This is a genomic window from Rhodococcus sp. OS5 (assembly GCF_056837585.1).
In genome coordinates this window covers 416,574-434,630 of the sequence record NZ_CM166368.1, presented here as the reverse complement: position 1 = coordinate 434,630, position 18,057 = coordinate 416,574, and the positions used below count along the sequence as shown (strand labels likewise).

18 protein-coding genes, 1 tRNA gene and 1 other RNA gene are annotated in these 18,057 nt (G+C 60.8%); 13 read left to right on the top strand and 7 right to left on the bottom strand.

Going from position 1 to position 18,057, the window contains the following annotated elements; genetic code table 11:
• Positions 1 to 33: 33 nt before the first annotated feature.
• Positions 34 to 1,326, bottom strand: a complete 1,293-nt coding sequence (locus tag ACVZUB_RS02085) for an aspartate aminotransferase type Ic (protein ID WP_003943985.1) — start codon at positions 1,324 to 1,326, stop codon at positions 34 to 36.
• Between the two features lie 41 nt (positions 1,327 to 1,367).
• An RNA gene (gene ffs, locus ACVZUB_RS02080) (signal recognition particle sRNA small type) lies at positions 1,368 to 1,467 on the bottom strand.
• Positions 1,468 to 1,603: 136 nt separating this feature from the next.
• Between ffs and ACVZUB_RS02075 the strand changes: the two genes are divergently transcribed.
• The 3 genes from ACVZUB_RS02075 (at position 1,604) to ACVZUB_RS02065 (ending at position 4,488) form a co-directional block, all read left to right on the top strand.
• Positions 1,604 to 1,691, top strand: a tRNA-Ser gene (locus tag ACVZUB_RS02075).
• A gap of 532 nt (positions 1,692 to 2,223) precedes the next feature.
• Entirely contained in the window at positions 2,224 to 3,315 is a 1,092-nt protein-coding gene (locus ACVZUB_RS02070; RefSeq protein ID WP_238588010.1) for a Fic family protein, read from the top strand.
• Positions 3,316 to 3,669: 354 nt separating this feature from the next.
• Positions 3,670 to 4,488: a pentapeptide repeat-containing protein gene (locus tag ACVZUB_RS02065; protein ID WP_042447733.1), complete on the top strand. Its 819-nt coding sequence runs from the start codon at positions 3,670 to 3,672 to the stop codon at positions 4,486 to 4,488.
• A gap of 9 nt (positions 4,489 to 4,497) precedes the next feature.
• Here ACVZUB_RS02065 and ACVZUB_RS02060 read toward each other — a convergent pair whose 3' ends face one another.
• A complete protein-coding gene (locus tag ACVZUB_RS02060; RefSeq protein WP_007731580.1) occupies positions 4,498 to 4,806 on the bottom strand; it encodes a DUF6191 domain-containing protein in 309 nt (102 codons plus the stop codon).
• A 134-nt stretch (positions 4,807 to 4,940) separates the two neighbouring features.
• Here ACVZUB_RS02060 and ACVZUB_RS02055 point away from each other — a divergent pair, with 134 nt between their 5' ends.
• Positions 4,941 to 5,612, top strand: coding sequence for a response regulator transcription factor (locus ACVZUB_RS02055; RefSeq protein ID WP_007731581.1), 672 nt, complete (start codon positions 4,941 to 4,943; stop codon positions 5,610 to 5,612).
• 39 nt (positions 5,613 to 5,651) lie between these two features.
• The gene (locus ACVZUB_RS02050; protein WP_003943809.1) at positions 5,652 to 6,431 is read left to right on the top strand and encodes a helix-turn-helix domain-containing protein; all 780 of its coding nucleotides are present in this window, start codon (positions 5,652 to 5,654) and stop codon (positions 6,429 to 6,431) included.
• A gap of 22 nt (positions 6,432 to 6,453) precedes the next feature.
• Here ACVZUB_RS02050 and ACVZUB_RS02045 read toward each other — a convergent pair whose 3' ends face one another.
• Both ACVZUB_RS02045 and argE read right to left on the bottom strand, forming a co-directional pair.
• Positions 6,454 to 7,743 (bottom strand): MFS transporter, encoded by a 1,290-nt coding sequence (locus tag ACVZUB_RS02045; RefSeq protein WP_482628108.1) that lies wholly within the window; start codon positions 7,741 to 7,743, stop codon positions 6,454 to 6,456.
• A 27-nt stretch (positions 7,744 to 7,770) separates the two neighbouring features.
• Positions 7,771 to 8,958, bottom strand: coding sequence for an acetylornithine deacetylase (gene argE / locus ACVZUB_RS02040; RefSeq protein ID WP_260646316.1), 1,188 nt, complete (start codon positions 8,956 to 8,958; stop codon positions 7,771 to 7,773).
• A 111-nt stretch (positions 8,959 to 9,069) separates the two neighbouring features.
• Between argE and ACVZUB_RS02035 the strand changes: the two genes are divergently transcribed.
• The 5 genes from ACVZUB_RS02035 to ACVZUB_RS02015 all read left to right on the top strand — a co-directional run bounded on the left by ACVZUB_RS02035 (position 9,070) and on the right by ACVZUB_RS02015 (position 13,303).
• Positions 9,070 to 10,137 (top strand): AsnC family transcriptional regulator, encoded by a 1,068-nt coding sequence (locus ACVZUB_RS02035; protein ID WP_475844700.1) that lies wholly within the window; start codon positions 9,070 to 9,072, stop codon positions 10,135 to 10,137.
• A gap of 51 nt (positions 10,138 to 10,188) precedes the next feature.
• On the top strand, positions 10,189 to 10,749 hold the full coding sequence (locus ACVZUB_RS02030; RefSeq protein WP_007731584.1) for a TIGR03086 family metal-binding protein: 561 nt from the start codon (positions 10,189 to 10,191) through the stop codon (positions 10,747 to 10,749).
• Positions 10,750 to 10,800: 51 nt separating this feature from the next.
• A complete protein-coding gene (locus ACVZUB_RS02025; protein WP_019746515.1) occupies positions 10,801 to 11,409 on the top strand; it encodes a TetR/AcrR family transcriptional regulator in 609 nt (202 codons plus the stop codon).
• A 1-nt stretch (position 11,410) separates the two neighbouring features.
• A complete protein-coding gene (gene gluQRS, locus ACVZUB_RS02020; protein ID WP_285182340.1) occupies positions 11,411 to 12,307 on the top strand; it encodes a tRNA glutamyl-Q(34) synthetase GluQRS in 897 nt (298 codons plus the stop codon).
• Positions 12,308 to 12,562: 255 nt separating this feature from the next.
• Positions 12,563 to 13,303, top strand: a complete 741-nt coding sequence (locus ACVZUB_RS02015) for an EAL domain-containing protein (protein WP_063315222.1) — start codon at positions 12,563 to 12,565, stop codon at positions 13,301 to 13,303.
• 28 nt (positions 13,304 to 13,331) lie between these two features.
• Here ACVZUB_RS02015 and ACVZUB_RS02010 read toward each other — a convergent pair whose 3' ends face one another.
• The gene (locus ACVZUB_RS02010; protein WP_007731588.1) at positions 13,332 to 13,985 is read right to left on the bottom strand and encodes a DUF4190 domain-containing protein; all 654 of its coding nucleotides are present in this window, start codon (positions 13,983 to 13,985) and stop codon (positions 13,332 to 13,334) included.
• Between the two features lie 130 nt (positions 13,986 to 14,115).
• On the opposite strand from ACVZUB_RS02010, the gene ACVZUB_RS02005 reads away from it, so the two are divergent.
• The 3 genes from ACVZUB_RS02005 to ACVZUB_RS01995 all read left to right on the top strand — a co-directional run bounded on the left by ACVZUB_RS02005 (position 14,116) and on the right by ACVZUB_RS01995 (position 16,661).
• On the top strand, positions 14,116 to 14,835 hold the full coding sequence (locus tag ACVZUB_RS02005) for an RDD family protein (RefSeq protein WP_047271549.1): 720 nt from the start codon (positions 14,116 to 14,118) through the stop codon (positions 14,833 to 14,835).
• Between the two features lie 8 nt (positions 14,836 to 14,843).
• Positions 14,844 to 15,809 carry a DUF2189 domain-containing protein gene (locus ACVZUB_RS02000; protein ID WP_223304518.1) on the top strand — a complete coding sequence of 322 codons (966 nt, stop codon included), beginning with the start codon at positions 14,844 to 14,846 and terminating at the stop codon, positions 15,807 to 15,809.
• Between the two features lie 117 nt (positions 15,810 to 15,926).
• On the top strand, positions 15,927 to 16,661 hold the full coding sequence (locus ACVZUB_RS01995) for a queuosine precursor transporter (protein WP_030535741.1): 735 nt from the start codon (positions 15,927 to 15,929) through the stop codon (positions 16,659 to 16,661).
• Here ACVZUB_RS01995 and tgt read toward each other — a convergent pair.
• A complete protein-coding gene (tgt, locus tag ACVZUB_RS01990; RefSeq protein WP_007731594.1) occupies positions 16,652 to 17,941 on the bottom strand; it encodes a tRNA guanosine(34) transglycosylase Tgt in 1,290 nt (429 codons plus the stop codon). The genes ACVZUB_RS01995 and tgt overlap by 10 nt on opposite strands.
• Positions 17,942 to 18,057 lie beyond the last annotated feature (116 nt).

Sequence of the window (18,057 nt, the reverse complement as noted above, 5' to 3'; positions counted from 1 at the left end):
AAAAGTACCGACCGGGCACGCCGCTTCGAGAACTCAGATCTCGGAGAGACGCGATTCGGTGGCTGCGAGCAGGACACACGTAGCCACGCCGTCCATGGCAACTTCGAGTTCAGCCTTGGACGGGAAGCTCGGGGCCAACCGGATGTTCCGGTCATCCGGATCCGTGCTGTACGGGAAAGCCGATCCGGCAGCGGTGAGCGCGATACCCGCGTTCTTCGCCAGTTCGATGACCCGCTTGGCCGTGCCGTCGACCACGTCGAGGCTGATGAAGTATCCGCCCTTCGGCTCGGTCCAAGACGCGACCTTCGATGCACCGAGACGATCCTCGAGGATCCGCAGTACGAGCTCGAACTTGGGCGCGAGGAACGCGCGATGCTTCTCCATGTGCGCACGAACGCCGTCGGCATTGCCGAAGAAACGCAGGTGGCGAAGCTGATTGACCTTGTCCGGTCCGATGCTCTTCTTGCCCAGGAACTTCTGGTACCAGGCAAGGTTTTCCGCAGAGCTACCGAAGAAGCTCACACCGGCGCCGGCGAAAGTGATCTTGGACGTCGACGCGAACACGAGCGGACGGTTGGGGTGTCCGGCCTCCGCTGCCATCGAGAGAATGTCGTAGGAAGGCGCAGTCTCGCCGACAAGCGGATGTACGGCGTACGCGTTGTCCCAGTACAGGCGGAAGTCGGGCGCGGCCGTCGGCATCGACGCGAGCGTACGGACAATTTCTTCGGAGTACACGGCACCGGTGGGGTTCGCGTAAACCGGAACCGCCCACATGCCCTTGATCTGCGGATCTGACGCAACAAGTTCGGCGATCTTGACGACATCCGGGCCGTCGTGGTTCATCGGCACCGCGATCATCTCGATGCCGAGGGACTCGGTGATCGCGAAGTGGCGGTCGTAGCCCGGTGCGGGGCAGAGAAACTTGATCTTCTCTTCCTGTGCCCACGGCCGGGCCGAATCCGGAGTGCCGTGGAGCAGTGAGAACACGACGTTGTCGTGCATGATCTCGAGGCTCGCGTTGTTTCCGGCGAGAAGGTTCGCAACGGGGATACCCAGCAGCTCACCGAAGATGGCGCGCAGTTCCGGCAGACCGGTGAGTCCGCCGTAGTTACGGCAGTCGGTGCCGCTTCCGTCACGGAAATCACCGTCGCCGGGCAGCGTCAACAGCTCTGCGGAAAGGTCGAGTTGTTCCGGGGAAGGCTTACCGCGGGTCAGATCGAGTGCGAGCTTCTGCGCCTGGAGCTGCGTGTACTTCGCGCTCTGGCTCTCATGCTCGGAGGTGAGTTCTTCATGGCTCATCAACCCGATCTGGGTTTGGATAGGCATCCGGAGCGGCCTTTCACCGACGAGGCGGGGTCGGGTATGTGAAAAAATAGAGGACCCCGCGCACCCGGCAGAGCCCGTTGACCCTTGCTGCCTTCCGGCCCTGGGGGAGTTCACAGGATGCGCGCCGCGCGGGATCCAATGAACAGTGTAGACGGCTTTCGCCGGCCGCTGCACACCACCTACCGGGGCCGAGATGCAAACATCGAGTTCCACCGGTTCTTCGCAGGTCAGGTACCCGTTTAACGCTTCGCGCCCGCAATTGGGTATGCTGCTCCACGGAGGATTCGCCTAGTGGCCTATGGCGCTCGCCTGGAACGCGGGTTGGGTTAACGCCCTCAGGGGTTCAAATCCCCTATCCTCCGCCAAAGGAACCCCTGTGAACTGCTGAGAAGCGGTTCACAGGGGTTCTTTTCTGTCCTCATGCAACGAGTAAAGCAACAGGGTCTCGGTTCAGCTCGATGTTCTGCGAGCTCAGACGGTCTGCCGACTCGTGGTGGTTTCGATCCCGCAGCGCGCCGAATCGGAATGCTGCTGCGTGATTTCGAGTGGCCCGCCGATGGCCCGAACCCGATTCGGGAAGCTATGGCCACATCTGCTCCTGCAGCCCGCGTTGGTCATGAAATGACACCCGCGCCGCAAGTCTTATTTATCCAGATCCCATTCTGGATAAGATAGGCATGGAAAGCAAGGCGGCAATATAGCGTGGATACGGGGAGAGACCAGATGGCGTACAGGACGTTGAAATCGATCTTTCACCAACGAGATCGTGCTGGTGCCGATGCTGAGGAGCGAGCGCGACGCGATTCTCCCGCCGCCGTCCACTGGGACCTACTGATCGGCGAACACTCGACGTTCGCACTGATGACACCCGAAGTCGCAGCGCTGATCGAACGGATCATGAGCTTCGAGCCGAAGATCCGGGCTGAGTGGAACGGGCTGCCGGCCCTCGCGCGCACCCACTACCTGCATCGCATGGTGATCGACGAGATCCAGGCAACGAACGAGATCGAACAGGTCCGCTCAACCCGGAAGGAGATCAGCGAGGCAATCGAGATGGTGTGGGCGGAGCAACCCCTCGCGAACAAGCGGTTCGCCGAGATGGTGCGGCTCTATCTCAATATCGGCAACGACCAGGCCGAGAGTCCGCAGACGCTCGACGACATCCGAGACGTCTACGACGCGGTAACTCGGGGCGAGATTCGCGACGAGGACGCCCCCGATGGGAAGCGGTTCCGGCAAGGGCCAGTATCGATCACGTCAGGAATCAAGGTCGTGCACACCGGTGTGGTACCCGAGTCAGCGATCGACGACGCGCTGACCCTCATGCTGAGACAGGGGGGCGACGACTCGATTCCACGACTGATCAGGGCAGTGGTCGCGCACTTCATCTTCGAGTACACGCACCCGTTCTACGACGGCAACGGCCGAACCGGACGCTACCTTCTCGCGCTGGACCTTCGACAGGTGTTGGCTCCGTATGCGAGCCTGGCATTGTCGGCGACCGTCGCCGACAACAAGGATCGTTACTACAAAGCATTCTCTGACGCGGAGAATCCATTGAACCGCGGAGATCTGACGCCCTACCTGATCGATATGCTGGAGATCATCGCCGAGGCGCAACATCGACTGCTGCTCGACCTCTCCGAGAGGCGGCATAAGATCGACACACTCGAGGCGCGTATCCGCGTTCTGGTGGAGGATGAGGAATTTCCGCTGAAATTGGGACTCGATCGCGAGTCGACGCCGCCGGTTGATAGCAACCACATCGGCGCAGTCCTGTTCACCCTGGGTCAGGCCCACTGCTTCGAGGCGAACCGCGCCATCAAGTTGAACACCCTGGTCGAGGTGGTGGGTCGATCCAGCCAGTTCGCCCGCCCGCGACTTCAGCGCCTGGACGATGCCGGGATCATTGAGACGGTTACGAAGAGACCGCTGCGCTTCCGGCTCACGGCACGGGGGGTATCGCTCCTCGATCTGGATGGGGCGTGATTTTCGCCAGGTCGCAGATGGGCTAGGTGGCGATTGGGCGCACGATCGACGTTTCCATTCCCACTCGCGAATGGAGTGCAGTGGCCGCAACATTTGTGGTCTTCGTCGGCGCACTGGTTCTGCCGCCGGGTACCGCACGACGATTGGTTGCAGCGAGCTGGGCCGTCCACCCGATTTTCGACCTACTTCACGAGCGTGGTCCAGAATCACGTCTGCCGGATTGGTACCCCGCAATTGCGCGGGATACGACCTCGGAGCCGCTGGACTTCTTGCTGCCGAACCACGCAATTTCGTTTGACAGACTCACAAACCCGAGGACAGACTTTCCGTCCAACCCAACCATCGGGAGTACGCGTGATTGCCGGCCAGACCAATCTGCTCGCAGATTGCAGCAGTTGCTTCGGTCTGTGCTGCGTCGCACTCCCCTTTTCCAAGTCCTCCGACTTCGCGACCAACAAGAATGCCGGCGACCCCTGCAAGAACCTGCAGCAGGATTTCCGTTGCGGCATTCACACCGGATTGCGAAAGAAGGGCTTCACCGGTTGCACCGTCTACGACTGTTTCGGTGCGGGACAGAAGGTTTCACAGCAGACCTACGACGGCGTCAGCTGGCGTGATGCCCCGGAGACCGCGTCAGACATGTTCGAAACCTTCCCTGTCATACGCCAGTTGCACGAACTGCTCTGGTATCTCGCCGAAGCCCGCTCGCTGAAGCAAACCCACTCGATACGAAAGGAACTCGACGCTGCACTCGCAGAGACGGAAAGCCTGACCAACGGCACACCTTCGCAGATTCAAACCGTCGACGTCTCAGCACACCGAGCGGCAGTCAACACACTGCTCTTGCAGACGAGTAACCTTGTGCGCTCACCGATCTCAACCAAGAAGGGTCGAAAACTCGACCACCGCGGCGCAGACCTCATCGGCGCCAAATTTCGTGGTTCCGATCTACGTGGGGCCAACTTTCGCGGGAGTTACCTGATCGGTGCAGACCTCCGCGACTGCGAACTCGATCGAGCCGATCTGATCGGTGCAGACTTGCGCGGCACCGACATTCGCGGCGCAAAACTCCGCGGCAGTATCTTTCTCACGCAGTTCCAGATCAACGCGGCGATCGGCGATTCGGCTACCACGCTGCCCGATTCACTGACCCGCCCCAGCCACTGGGCCTGAACCCGACTGTCAACTCCGTCGACGGAGAACGACCTTGTTAGCTTCCGGATCGACAGACACCCACGGCGGGTCACCGTCCGTTCCGTCCTCACGATGCATCAATGCGCTCTGACGCTGTTCGAATTCATGATGCTTGGACCCCTGAAACAGGGCAGCAACCTCTTCGAAGCCCGCGGCCGAGACCGGACGAGTCGTACGTCCCCGAGTCCACGGCAGTGCCCGGCCGCCGGTGAGCCGGTTCCAGAGAGTCTCGGCGAAAGCGAACAGGACCAGCAGCACGAGCAAGCCTGGCAGCGTCAACGCGAACAGAGTGCCCATGAAAGAAGTCTAGCGACGAACGCCCCCGGTCCCCTCGACTTCCGATCGGCCGCCCTATGTCTGGTCCCGCGGTCGATGATCTGCCACAATGCAAGCTGTTACGACTAGTAACACCTTCGGGGGGAGGATTTCACGTGAGCTTGATACTTGCAGCTACCGATCGTTCGGAGCTTGCCCAGACGCTTGGTACCGAATTAATACATTTCGGGCACCAGATACAGCTCGTCCGCACCGGGCGTCGACTACTCGATGACCTGGACACCGACAGTTTCGATATCGCCGTGATCGATCTCCTTCTGCCGGACATCGACGGCTACGAGATCGCACGGCAGATCCGCTTGCGCAGTTCGATGCCGATCATGATGCTGGTGGATACCTACGAGGACATCGACGAAGCACCACATCGCGCTGTCTCGGACTTTGTGCTGAACCCGATCGATTCTCACGCGCTCGATCTTCGGGTCACCGCAATCCTTCGTGAAACCGCACATCCCGCCCCCGGCAAACACCAACGTCACGGTGACCTGCTCCTCGATCGACGTGCGATGACGGCGACGATGGGCGGAAAGCTGCTGGTCCTCAGTCGGACCGAATGGCGGGTACTCCTGGAGCTGTCGACCGAGCCTGGGCGCGTGTACTCACGTGATCACCTGATCCGAAACGTGTGGGGTTCCGACCACGAAAGAACGCGTGTGGTCGACGCAACCATTCTCAGCCTGCGGTCCAAACTCGAATCCGATCCCGCGAAACCGAAGTACATCAAAACCATCAGGGGATTCGGATACCGCTTCGGCCCGGTCGACTGAAGTCGCTTTCGTGTCGGTGCCGCTCGATAAGCTCTTGTCATGGGTTGGTACACACCACAATCGGTCGCCCCGGATCTCTCCGACATCCTGGTGTGTGGCTGGACGGCGTGCGCAGAAGGAGAACACCTCCTCGTGCCCGATGCTTGCATGGACGTGCTGTGGATACGCGGCGTCGGCATACGCGTCTGTGGCCCCGAAACCGCTGCATGGTCATTCACTCTTCCGCCCGGAACACGCTCCGTGGGTGTTCGATTCCGCCCTGGATCGGCATCGCCGATGTTGCGAACCTCGGCGTCCGAGCTTCGGGATTCTCGCGCCGATCTCAGCGATGTAACCGACGCACGCACGGAACGAATACTGTTGAACCGCTTGGAAAATTCCGAAGACCACGAACAGGTCTCCATCCTCGAAAGCGCTGTTCGGAGTTGGGTAAGTTCGAGTTTCCGTCACGATCCGGTGATCAACCACGTTCGCACCGCACTGTCCGAACATTCGTGGAATGTCAGCTCTCTCGCCGACGCGGCGGCACTGACTTCGCGCCAACTCCAACGTCGATGCAACGACGCCTTCGGATACGGCCCGGCAACGCTGCGCTCGATCCTGCGCCTCCAGCGCTTCATGGCGCTCGCTCGCAGTCGACCCGCGCTGGGACTCGCTGAATCCGCCGCCCACTGCGGATTCAGCGATCAGGCCCACTTGACCCGTGAATGCCGCCGAATCTCGTCGCTGACCCCGGCGGCTCTACTCCGCACCCAAGCCCCCGACTGGCACGGGTCGGATACCGTTGTCGCGCTGGCGGAGGGAGACGCGGTCGCGTAATCCCGACCGCGCTCCCCCGCCGTCACTTCTGGCTGAAAAGCGTCCTTGCCGACCACAGCCCACCGAGGGAAAGAACTGCGACCGTCATGTAGTAGTAACTGGGGGCGTCGAGCGAGCCTGTTGTACTGATCAACCAGGTCAAGACCAACGGCGCGATTCCGCCGAGCAAAGTCACTCCGAGGTTGTACGACAATGACATTCCGGTAGCCCGGATCTCTGCCGGGAACAGCGAACTCATCAGGGCGGGCAAGGGACCGAAGGCAAACGCCATGATGACACCCAGGACCGAAACAACCAGGACGAGGGTCAGAGTCGACGGGTGATCGACCATCAATTTGAAGAACGGCCAGGCCAAGACGATTGCCGCAACGGCGGCCCAGGTCATAACTCTCGCCGGTCCGACCCGGTCTGCAAGATGCCCGATCAACGGCACGGTGATCAAGGTGACCAGTCCGGCGACGATGCCGCCGAGATAGCCGGCAGAGGCGGAAACTCCGAGGTTCTTCACGGCAAACGTCGGCATGTACAAGATGAGGTAGATCGAGATAGTCGCGACGCCCACTACTGCGGCACCGGTCAGCACCCGGCCGAGATGCCTGGTCAGCGTCGTCTTCAGCGGAGCCCTTTCCGGAACGCTCGTCTTGAAATCGTCCGTTTCGTCAAGCTTGGCACGGATGTAGAGTCCGACCGGCCCGACGATGATGCCGAAGAAGAACGGAACGCGCCAGCCCCACGAGTAGAGCGCTTCATGCGAAAGGTGAGTGTTGAGCACGTATCCGAACAGCGATGCCAGGAAAACCGAGGCACCCTGGCTGGCAACTTGCCAGGAAGAGTAGAACGCCTTCTTGTGTGGCGCAGTCTCCACGAGGAAGGTTGTAGCAGTACCGAATTCACCGCCGGCGGAGAATCCTTGAATGAGACGTGAGACAAGGATGACGACGCCGGCCCACGGTCCGATCATCGAGGTCGTCGGCGCCACGGCCATGATGAGCGTGCCGATCATCATCAGCATCATCGTCAACGTCAAGGCGTTCTTGCGCCCGCGACGGTCGGCATAGCTTCCGAGAACCATCCCGCCAAGCGGCCGGATGACGTACGAGATCGCAAACGTCGCGAACGTCAGTATCAAACCGAGCGTGTTGTCGCCGCCGGGAAAGAAGTTATGGGCGATGACCACTGCGAATGATGCGTAGACGATGACGTCGAACCATTCGAGCGCAGCGCCGAGTGAGCTGCTGATCACCGCCTTGCGTGCAGCGGCCAGGCGTTCCGGGGTGACTGTTCCGGAGGTTGGCGTAGTTGCCGTGGACATGGTTTTCCTTAGGGGGGTCAGGGTGGGTCAGGCGCGGGCGTGAGCGATGACGTTCCGAACGAACTGCTCGCACTGTGCCAATTGGTCAAGTGTCACGTACTCGTCAGGTGCATGCGCCTGAGTGATGCTTCCCGGCCCACACACGACAGTGGGGATACCGATAGTCGCGAACATCCCGGCCTCGGTGGCGTACGCGACCTTTTCGTCCGATGCCCGACCACCCCATTGTTCGACCAGTGCGGCCGCCGAAGCATTCGCATCCGTCTCCAGGGGAGGGACCGAGGCCGACACGTGCATCGTCACGGAGGCTGACGGGTTTTCTTCCCGCATCAGGTTCTCGATCCGATTCGTCTCGGCGGCAAAGCGTTCGAGCAAATCTGCGGCGCCAGCTGAGCTGATGCTCCTGAACTCGAAAGTGATGGAGCAATCCTCGGGGACAGTGTTCACTGCGATCCCGCCGGATACGAGATTGACCGAACACGTCGTCCAGGCCACGTCGAATGCGTCGTCGTACGGGCCGGACGCACGGAGCTCGTCGGCCGCGCTTCTGACGAATCGAATCAACTCCGCGCCGTATTCGATCGCGTTGACTCCTTTCGGAGTAAGCGACGAGTGCGCCGAAACACCATGCAGATCAACACGTATGACGTTCATCGACTTGTGTGCGCGAATGACCCGCATCTCCGACGGCTCTCCGACGACGCACACATCAGGGCGCAGGTTCCGGGAAACAACCTCCTCGACCAACCCGGCCGCACCGATGCAGCCGACTTCCTCGTCGTAGGAGAATGCAAAGTGAATCGGCTTCGCCAGCGGCCGAGCAACGATGTCGGGGATCGCAGCGACGACGATCCCGATGAACGACTTCATGTCGCACGTGCCACGTCCGTACAGGCTTCCGTCGCGAACGTCGGGCGTGAAAGGCTCGCTACTCCAGTCTTGATCGTCGACCGGCACTACGTCTGTATGGCCGGAGAACATCACACCGCCGGCAGTACTTCCGTCAGGAGGAGTGAACGTTGCCAACAAGTTGAGCTTCGTTCCCTCGTCATCGGCAACAAGTACCGGCTCGACCCCATGGCGACGTAGTTCCGCCGCAATGAGATCGATCAACGGTCGATTGCTCACGGCACTCGTCGTATCGATTCCGATGAGGCGTTGCACCCACTCGAGGCTTCTCTCTGTCGGAACAGCGGGCAACGTGGTCGATGACATCTGGTTTCTCCTTTCACAGCATGAACGCGGTGGGCACTCGCCACCGCGTTCTGCCCTTCGAGCATGAATGAAGTGATCCCAGACACAGTGAAGATGCACGATACTTGCACCATGCTCGAAGAAACGCAGGATTCCGCCGTACTGGACGACGTCGACCTCGCCCTGATCAATTGCCTGCAACTCGACCCGCGAGCGTCGTGGCGCACGGTTGGCGACGCGCTCAAAGTGGATCCGGTTACCGTGGCTCGCCGCTGGCAGCGGTTACAGGATTCCGGCACCGCCTGGGTCTCTGCCAGGGCAACCGGCCATGGCCGTCCGGAGTCGTGTCTGGCTTTTGTCGAAGTCGACTGCACGACTTCGAACGCGTTGACGATTGCAGAACGACTTGCCCGCTGGCCGCACGTACTGAGCGTCGAACACACAAGCGGCCCAGGCGACTTGACACTTCTCGTCGAGGTCAGAGACATGGCTTTCCTGTCGCGCTTCCTGCTTCGGTCGCTCGCGTCGGTACCCGGGATCGTCAGTTCGCGTGCACACCTCGTCACCGAGGTCTTCGCGATCGGAGACGATTGGAAATTGCAGGTACTCGATGCCGCGCAGCGGGCGACGATGACAGACCGGCCTGTGCGATACAAATACGCGCCGACGGATCAGCGCCATCACGGGAAGACGTTCGACGCTGTCGACCGACAATTGATATTGAAGCTGGGCGAGGACGGTCGATCCTCGATTGCCGAGCTCACGGTCGGTACCGGCCTCAGCGAAAGTACGGTCAGGCGGCGACTTGCCGAATTGACGTCGCGCAACCAGATCGTGTTCCGCTGCGACGTGTCTCTGCCACTGTCCGGCTGGCCCCTCGTGACCTGGGTGTGGGGATATGTCGATCCCACGGACCGGTCGACGATTCGTGCCCTGGTGGAGCGAGTGCCGGGAACGCGGGTGTGCATGCGGATATCCGGTGGACGCGCCAACACACTGCTCGCGATCGCCGCACACTCCCTTCGCGAAACTCCCATTACCGAAGTACAACTCGCACAAGAGGCACCGGGCCTGGTGGTGCTGAACAGGTCAGTGGTGCTGCGATCGATGAAGAGGGTGGGCCGACTTCTCGACGACGAGGGCAAGAGTGCCGGGGTCGTACCGATGGACATCTGGGCGGAGGCCCCGGAGATCGAGTGAATGTCCGAAATAATCAATCATGACGCGCCGCGGTGGAGAAGGATTGCTGTCATGACTTCAACAGAGATCTCCCCCGCCCAGCGTTATCGGGATCTGGCCGCCGGATTCACGGCGCGGATCGACGCCGTACCCGCCGACCGCTGGGACGACGATTCCCCCTGCGAGGGCTGGACCGCCCGCGACGTGGTGAGACACGTGCTCGACAGCGAACGAGACATGGTCAAGGTAGTCGGCCTGGAATTGGCACCCGGCCCGTCGGTCGACGACGACCCGTCGGCAGCCTGGGCGGCCGTCCGCGATTCGATGCAGGAAATTCTGGACGATCCGGCAAAGTCCACCCTGGAATACGACGGGCACTTCGGCAGGACCAACCTCGGGGCCACGGTCGAAGGGTTCTTGTGTTTCGATCTGGTCATCCACGGTTGGGACCTCGCGGCCGCAACCGGCACCGATACGACGATGCGAGACGCGGACGTGGAGTGGGTGTCGGAGATCGCCGCGGGCCTGGGCGAGTCGATCCGCATGAGCGGTGTGTGTGGCCCGGAAATACAGGTTCCGGACAACGCTGACAAAGCGACGAAACTCCTTGCCTTCCTCGGCCGGAAGGCGTGAAAAAGCACCCCTGACGTGGGCATTACTTCCATACGCATGTAATGTCGCGGTATGCCGGAACGCCGAAAATCCTCCACGAGTCCAGACCTGCTTGCGGCGGCATTGTTCGATGTCGCCGCGGAATCCGGACTGGAAAATGCCAGCGTTCGCGAGGTCGCAAAACGGGCGGGTGTCTCGATCGGCGCAGTGCAACATCATTTCTCGACCAAGGACGAGATGTTCGCATTCGCACTGCGAACACTCGTCGATCGATTGTTGACGCGACTGGCCGAATCGTCCGCCGACGCAGACCCGCATACCGCCCTGTTCCAGGCGCTCTCGCAACTCCTGCCCCTCGACGAGCAACGCACGCGTGAGGCGCATGTGCTCGCCGCGTTTGCCGTGCGCGCCGCAACCAGTGAGTCACTCTCCGAAATTCGCCGGACAACCCTGTTCACAATCCGCACCGGCATCTCGACAGTTCTGATCGGCATCGGAACTCCGGAAGCGGAAACCAGAGCGGCACTTCTGCTTTCAACCGTCAATGGATTGGCACTCGACGCACTCGGAAGCCCCGCCATGTATCCGCCGCAGTACCTCGATCACGCTTTGGAAACCCAGATCCGCCTCACCCTGCACGACGCCGAGAACCCGCTCGCCTCCGTCGGGCTCGCCAGCTGACGTGGAAGGAGCAGGACGCTTCGCGCCGAGTCCGTCCGGCGATCTCCATCTGGGAAACCTCCGGACTGCCCTCCTGGCCTGGCTGTTCGCCCGCACCAGCGGGCGCGACTTCCTCATTCGGGTAGAGGATCTCGACCGTGTCCGCCCCGGCGCGATGGAACGACAACTCGACGATCTGCGCAGGCTCGGCCTCACGTGGGACAGCCCAGTCGTATTGCAGTCACACCGTCTTCCCTTGTACCACAAGGCTATCGACCAATTGCGCGAGCGTGACCTGACCTATCCCTGCTTCTGCACACGCAAGGAGATCCTGCAGGCACCGTCAGCGCCCCATGCTCCAGACGGCGCCTACCCCGGCACGTGTCGGAACCTTTCGGAGGCCGAACGCGCCGAGAAATCGGCAAGTGGCCGATCTCCCGCGCTGAGGCTACGGGCCGGCATCGACTCGTTCACCGTCCATGACGAACTGTTCGGCGAGGTGACGGGACCAGTCGACGACGTCGTCCTGCTCCGCGGAGACGGGGTGCCCGCTTACAACCTTGCCGTTGTCGTCGACGACGGTGCACAGGACATCGACCAGGTGGTTCGCGGCGACGACCTCCTGACCTCGGCTCCACGTCAGGCATACCTTGCCCAGCTGCTCGACATCGAACCACCGTCGTACGCCCACGTTCCTCTTGCCTTGAACAGTGAAGGCAAGCGACTCGCGAAGCGCGACGGCGCAGTGACTCTGGCAGATCAACTCGAGGCCGGACGCAGTGCCGAGCAGGTTCTGACGATGATCGCGTCGAGCATCGGTCTCGCCGAACCCGGCGAGGTTGTCACACCACCCCAATTGGCGGATCGATTCGACTCTCGCAAGATCCCCCGGACCCCGTGGATTTTCCCGGCGAAGTAAGTGACGTATCAATCGGTGCCTCGTCGGAACAAAACTACGATTGTCCGATATGACAAAGCCGTCCGCAATAGCTATTCGTTGGCAATTCTCGAATAGTGAAGTACGGTCGAGACTGGCGAAGGAAATTCCGGGCGAGTTGTTCCTGCAAAACCACGCCCGGGATCTGAACCTGGAATCCGACCACAGTACCCACTTGCAGCATCCACGCTGACACGCACGTGCGGCACGGGCGACTCAGGACGAAAAGGAATACGCATGGTCCGCGAGCTTCGCGAGGCACTCGACGACCATCAATTCGAGGTGTTGTATCAACCCCAGGTCAATCTGAACTCGTCAGCAATTATCAGCTATGAAGCTCTTTTGCGTTGGCGCCATCCGCTGCGAGGGTTGATCGAACCTCAAGATTTCATGCGCTCCGCCGAATCCTCTGGGCTCATCATTCCCATCGGGCTACAAGCTCTGGAAATGATTTGTGCCCAAACAGCGTCGTGGCCTGAGCACATGATGGTCGCGGTCAACTTTTCGCCTCGCCAACTCGCTACCCCGCACGCCGCTCACGAGATCCTCGGAGCGCTCGACAGTTCACAAACGCCACTGAGCAGAATAATCGTGGAAGTCACCGAACTCGGCGTCGTAGGCCGGCATGCCGCCGAGACACTCCACGTCTTGCACAACGAGGGAATTCGAATCGCGCTGGATGATTTCGGGGCGGGCTTCGCGTCTTTCTCCGCATTGTCGGAATTGCCGCTCGACATTCTCAAGATCGACCAATCCTTGACCTGGGCCGTCAGCGCAGCGGGTCGTGCTGGAGACCGTGCCTTCATGGTCATGGAGTCCATCGCCGACATCGCTCGGAAGCTCGGGCTTGATTCGATCGCCGAGGGCGTCGAGACCGCGGAACACGCAGCCAACGTCTTGCGGGCCGGCTGCGATATGGGCCAGGGCTATTACTTCGGCAAGCCACTTCCTGCGTCGTCCATCGTCACTCCCGTGTGAGCGCTCGCCACTTCAGCACGACGACACTTCAGTACGACGACGATGCACTGGCTATGAGTGCGACTACGAGAATCACGGCAAAAATTGCCAAGAAGGCCGCGCCGACCGCAATTCCGGCTATCGCAAGCCCGCGCCCCTGTTGACCTGTCTGCTTGATCTGATTGAGCGCGACAATTCCCAGAATGATTCCGACGATTCCGCCGAGACTGTAGAAGCAACCACCCGCAAGCGATACAACCAGCGATGCAATTGCGAGACCATTGGTGCCGACTGGCTGCATCGGCGGTGCGTACCCACCCGCGAATTGATTCGGTTGACCGTACGCATTCGGCGGCTGAGCGTACTGAGCCTGTCCGTATTGAGCTTGTCCGTATTGTCCGGGTTGCTGATATTGATTCTGCTGATATTGATTCTGCGGTCCGAAATTTTGCGGCGGCAGGTACGGGTTCGGTTCACCGATTCCGCCCGGCTGGGGGTTATTACCGGGCGGGTTGTACGACGGCGGTGGATAACCCGGGTACTGCTCGTTGGGAGTGGTATATCCGGGAACTTCAGGTGAAGACTGCGTTTCGGACGGGGACACGCCGTACCCCTCAGGAGGCAGGCTCGGAAATTCTCCGTACCCAGGTTTTGCCTGGTAATCGCTCGAAGAATCGTCGTTGTTGCCCCCGGAACTCGTCATACAACGCAGCCTAAACCACAGGTGACCTCCGAATCCAAGTGAGCAGATGTCATCCACATCGCTCTTTGATCCCAGTAGGGTCATATCCACTGTCACACTCGAGCGCGATATTTACGACTGAGGGGAACACATGACAACCGGTGGGTACGACCCCAACCAGAATCCAGAAGGCGGGAAGCAATTCCCACCCCAGGATCCATATGGCCAGCAGGGAACACCTCCTCCCGGAAGTTACCCCCCTCCCGCAGGCCCCCCGCAAGGCGGAAGCTACCCGCCCCCGCAGGGCGGAAACTTCCCGCCCCCTCAGGGTGGCAACTACCCGCCTCCCGGTGGATACCCGCCGCCGCCCCAGGGCGGAAACTTCCCGCCGCCTCCGCAGTTCAACGACCAAGGTGCGTACGGCGGAGGAAACCGGCTGCCATCGGGTGCTCAGCCGGGCGATCTGTGGATTCGACTCGGTGCCCGCATCATCGACGGCATCATCGTCGGCGTCATCGCCGCGATTCTGGCTCTATTGGTCAGTGACTCCGACAGCTTGATTCTGGTCTCGGGACTGTTCTCGGGAATTCTGACCTTCGCTTACTTCATCGCAATGGAAGTAACGCAGGGTCGGACTTTGGGAAAGATGATTCTGGGCCTTTCAGTACACGGTCCGGGTGGCGCACCTCGCCCCTCCGTCCAGCAGTCTGCGATTCGCAACGCCTTCACGTTGCTCTCGATCATTCCGATCATCGGCGGAATCCTCGCGTTGGTCGCCTACATCGTCATCGCGGTCACGATCAACAACAGCCCCACCAAGCAGGGCAAGCATGACGAGCTCGCTGGTGGAACTCAGGTAGTCAAGGGTTAGGTGCGCATATGACAACCGGTGGGCACGACCCCAACCAGAATCCCGAGGACGGAAAGCAATTCCCGCCCCAGGATCCCTACGGCCAGCAGGGAACGCCTCCTCCTGGGAGCTATCCCCCGCCGGCGGGGCCTCCGCAGGGCGGAAGCTACCCGCCGCCTGGTGGATACCCCCCACCTCCTCAAGGTGGCAATTACCCGCCGCCAGGTGGATATCCGCCGCCTCCGCAGGGTGGAAGCTATCCCCCTCCCGGAGGCAACTACCCACCGCCCGGTGGATACCCGCCACCTCCCGGAGGCGGTAACTTCCCACCGCCGCCCGCCAACGACTACGGCGCAGGATTCGGTGGACCGCAGCTTTCTGTGGGTGCGGCAATTACCTACGGCTGGAACAAGTTCAAAGACAACGCATTGGTTTGGATCGGAATCTCGATCATCGCGTTCTTGATCGCCGGACTGATCCAGGGCGCTTTCAACGGTTTCGACTACACCAATACCGAATTCAGCGCGCTGTCGATCGTGGGTGGATTGGTCACCGCTATCGTCGGCTACATCATCCAAGCCGCATTCCTTCGTGGAGCGTTGAGCGAATTGGATGGAATCAAGCCGGCTTTCGGCACCTTCTTCCAATTCACCAACATCGGCGCAGTTGTTCTCGGCGGTTTCCTGGTAGCAGTGGCAACTTACGTCGGTTTGGCTCTCTGCATCATTCCCGGCATCATCGCGGCGTTCCTGCTCTACTACACGCTGACCTTCATCGTGGACAAGAATCAGGATGCGATTTCGGGCATCAAATCGAGTTACGCGTTGACCTCGTCGAACGTCGGAACGTTGGTCCTGCTGGCGCTCGCTCTGATCGGTATCAACATCGTCGGTGCGCTGCTGTGTGGAATCGGTCTTCTGGTGACGGCGCCCGTCGCGTTGATCGCCAGCACCTACGCATACCGCGTGCTGACCGGCGGCCATGTAGCTGCCTGATCCGTTCGTTTGCATCACCGAAGGCCCTGCGGTTCCACGTGAAACCGCAGGGCCTTCGGTGTGTTCTGCGCAACTGGACGGTCGCCAACTCGCATCCGAGCGCCTTGTGGTGCTTGGATGACGGACGTGACAGCTCAGGATCAGCAAGACGAATCGACCCACGAAACCAAATTTGCGCACGTCAGCCGGGGTTATTACCCGACGATCGTCGCGCTCTTCACCGCAACGCTGCTGATCTCGAACGTGGCGGCGACCAAGGGGGTCGCCTTCTTTGCGGATTCCGACTTCTCGCTCGGTCCCTTGCAGATTCTGCCCATCATCACCGATGGTGGATTCTTCTTGTTCCCGCTCGCCTACGTCCTCGGTGACGTGCTCAGCGAGGTCTACGGCTTCAAAGCGACCCGACGCGCGATCTACCTGGGCTTCGGCGCACTGATTCTTGCCGCTGCGTGCTTCTGGATTGCAGTGCAACTCCCGTCGGCAGAGTTCTACGAGAACCAGGCCGCCCTCGAAACCGTGGTCGGTGTCATTCCCCGGCTACTGGTCGCAGGCTTGGCCGCCTACCTCGTCGGACAGCTACTGAACTCACTGGTTCTGGTCATGATGAAAAAGCGCATGCAGGAGAAGCATCTGTGGGCGCGACTGATCGGCTCGACCGTCGTCGGCGAATTCGCCGATACCCTCATCTTCTGTTCCATCGCGGCCGGTGTCATCGGCATCAGCACATGGGAAGACTTCATCAACTACGTGCTGGTCGGCTTCCTGTGGAAGACGCTTGTCGAGGTTCTGGTCATGCCGATCACCTACCGCGTCATCGCATACGTGAAGAAGCGCGAACCGACCTACGCCTGAGGTGCAGGCGTCTTCGCCGCGTAGAACTTTCCGAGCATGTCTGCCTTGAAGTCGTGGAAATACCCACCTTCGATGCTGGCTCGGATATCGTCGACCAACTTCACGGTGAATCGCTCGTTGTGGATGGTGCAAAGCGTCGACGCGAGCATTTCCTTCGCCTTGAAGAGGTGATGGATGTACGCGCGGGTGTAATTGGCGCACGTGTAGCAGTCGCACTCGTCGTCGATAGGCGTGAAGTCACGACGGAATCGGCTGGTGTTGATGTTGAACCTGCCGGAGCGGACGTAAATCGCAGCATTGCGAGCAACACGCGACGGGTTGACGCAGTCGAAAGTGTCCGCGCCGTTCTCGATTGCGACGAAGAAGTCGTCCGGTTCACTGATGCCGAGCATATGACGCGGCTTGTTCTCGGGTAGTTCCTCGTTACACCAACGCACGATCGTTCCGAGGTTCTGCTTCTCCAGGGCGCCGCCGATGCCGTAGCCGTCGAAGCCGTATCCGTTCTCGCCTTCGATCGACTCGAGTCCGCGGCAGGCTTGACGTCGCAGATCTTCGTACTGCGCGCCTTGGATCACGCCGAAGAGAGCCTGATAGGGCTTGTCAGCGCGTTCGGCGGTGAGCTTCTCGTGTTCATTGATACAGCGGATCGCCCACGCCTGCGTGCGCTCGACCGATCGCTCCTGATAGCCGCGGGTGTTGAGCAACGTGGTGAGCTCGTCGAACGCGAACATGATGTCGGCGCCGAGCTGATGCTGAATCTGCATCGACACCTCGGGGGTGAAGCGATGCTTGCTGCCGTCGAGGTGCGATTTGAACGTCACGCCCTCGTCGTCGACCGTCGCCAGACGCTCCTTGCCCTTTGCGATGACGTCGTCGGACTGCACGCCGACGGCCTCCATCGCGAGCACCTTCTTGAACCCGACGCCAAGAGACATCACCTGGAAGCCGCCGCTGTCGGTGAAGGTGGGGCCGTCCCAGTTCATGAACTTGCCCAGCCCCCCGGCCTCGTCGACGATGTCGGGGCCCGGCTGCAGGTACAGGTGGTACGCATTGGCGAGCAACGACTGCGCACCGAGTTCCTTCATGGACTCGGGCAGCACGGCCTTGACCGTGGCCTTGGTTCCGACAGCCACGAACGACGGCGTCGCGATATCGCCGTGCGGTGTGTGGATGGTTCCGGTTCGTCCGAGCCGGTCCTCGAGCCTGGTCCCTATCGTGAAAATCGACTCGGGACGCTTGTCGACGGAGGGCGCGGGCGGTGTCGGTACTGCAGAAGTCACGGGCTCAATCCTGTCACAGGAGCAAATATCGCCGTGATCACAGCGAAGAAAGTTCCTACGCGATCAGCATCCGCATTGGTCTACTGACCGAACCCGAGCGGTACCGCCGCGTGAGG

What these genes read in the sequence shown, in the direction of transcription:
- ACVZUB_RS01995 (WP_030535741.1), top strand. Translation starts at nt 15,927, where the DNA reads ATGACGGACGTGACAGCTCAGGATCAGCAAGACGAATCGACCCACGAA.
- ACVZUB_RS02030 (WP_007731584.1), top strand. Translation starts at nt 10,189, where the DNA reads ATGACTTCAACAGAGATCTCCCCCGCCCAGCGTTATCGGGATCTGGCC.
- ACVZUB_RS02015 (WP_063315222.1), top strand. Translation starts at nt 12,563, where the DNA reads ATGGTCCGCGAGCTTCGCGAGGCACTCGACGACCATCAATTCGAGGTG.
- argE (WP_260646316.1), bottom strand. Translation starts at nt 8,958, where the DNA reads ATGTCATCGACCACGTTGCCCGCTGTTCCGACAGAGAGAAGCCTCGAG.
- ACVZUB_RS02045 (WP_482628108.1), bottom strand. Translation starts at nt 7,743, where the DNA reads ATGTCCACGGCAACTACGCCAACCTCCGGAACAGTCACCCCGGAACGC.
- ACVZUB_RS02070 (WP_238588010.1), top strand. Translation starts at nt 2,224, where the DNA reads ATGAGCTTCGAGCCGAAGATCCGGGCTGAGTGGAACGGGCTGCCGGCC.
- ACVZUB_RS02005 (WP_047271549.1), top strand. Translation starts at nt 14,116, where the DNA reads ATGACAACCGGTGGGTACGACCCCAACCAGAATCCAGAAGGCGGGAAG.
- ACVZUB_RS02000 (WP_223304518.1), top strand. Translation starts at nt 14,844, where the DNA reads ATGACAACCGGTGGGCACGACCCCAACCAGAATCCCGAGGACGGAAAG.
- ACVZUB_RS02050 (WP_003943809.1), top strand. Translation starts at nt 5,652, where the DNA reads ATGGGTTGGTACACACCACAATCGGTCGCCCCGGATCTCTCCGACATC.
- ACVZUB_RS02025 (WP_019746515.1), top strand. Translation starts at nt 10,801, where the DNA reads ATGCCGGAACGCCGAAAATCCTCCACGAGTCCAGACCTGCTTGCGGCG.
- ACVZUB_RS02085 (WP_003943985.1), bottom strand. Translation starts at nt 1,326, where the DNA reads ATGCCTATCCAAACCCAGATCGGGTTGATGAGCCATGAAGAACTCACC.
- ACVZUB_RS02060 (WP_007731580.1), bottom strand. Translation starts at nt 4,806, where the DNA reads ATGGGCACTCTGTTCGCGTTGACGCTGCCAGGCTTGCTCGTGCTGCTG.
- ACVZUB_RS02035 (WP_475844700.1), top strand. Translation starts at nt 9,070, where the DNA reads ATGCTCGAAGAAACGCAGGATTCCGCCGTACTGGACGACGTCGACCTC.
- ACVZUB_RS02010 (WP_007731588.1), bottom strand. Translation starts at nt 13,985, where the DNA reads ATGACGAGTTCCGGGGGCAACAACGACGATTCTTCGAGCGATTACCAG.